Source organism: Pseudomonas sp. NY15356, assembly GCF_048068175.1.
Lineage (GTDB): Bacteria > Pseudomonadota > Gammaproteobacteria > Pseudomonadales > Pseudomonadaceae > Aquipseudomonas > Aquipseudomonas putida_K.
The window spans coordinates 1-425 of sequence record NZ_JBLUPW010000089.1; the positions used below are offsets into that span (position 1 = coordinate 1).

The window sequence follows — 425 nt, forward strand, 5'->3', positions numbered from 1 at the left end:
GTCGAGGCGAATTGCCAGGCCTTGCGCCCCATTGCGTCATAACCGAAGCAACTGGTGAGCTTGCCCTGGGTCCGATACACCTCGCGGTGCAGGTCATCACGCTCCATGTCGCTGATCACCTGACCATCCAGGTTCAGCTGGTGCAGGTGCCCGCTGCCGTAGTACAGGTGATTGACCTTGCGGCCGTCCGGCAATGTCAGGGTGGTCAGGTTGCTGAGCGGGTCGTATTCATAACTGAGCGTGCCGGCGGGCGTGATTTCTTTCGTCAGCCGGCCGAGCAGATCGTAGGCGTACTCCAGCTTCTCTTCCGTGATCCCAACCTGCTTGCCGATCCCGGTCGGTTGCCGCTCGATGCTCAGTAACCGGTCGCCGTCGTCGTACGCAAAGGCCTGGCTCGCATCGCGGTTGATCTTGGCGACCAACCG

At 61.4% G+C, this 425-nt stretch carries 1 protein-coding gene; it reads right to left on the reverse strand.

Annotated elements, in window-relative coordinates:
* Nucleotides 1–425, reverse strand: a 425-nt coding sequence (locus ACNFCI_RS24045) for an RHS repeat domain-containing protein (protein ID WP_416768437.1), incomplete at both ends; no start/stop codon positions are given.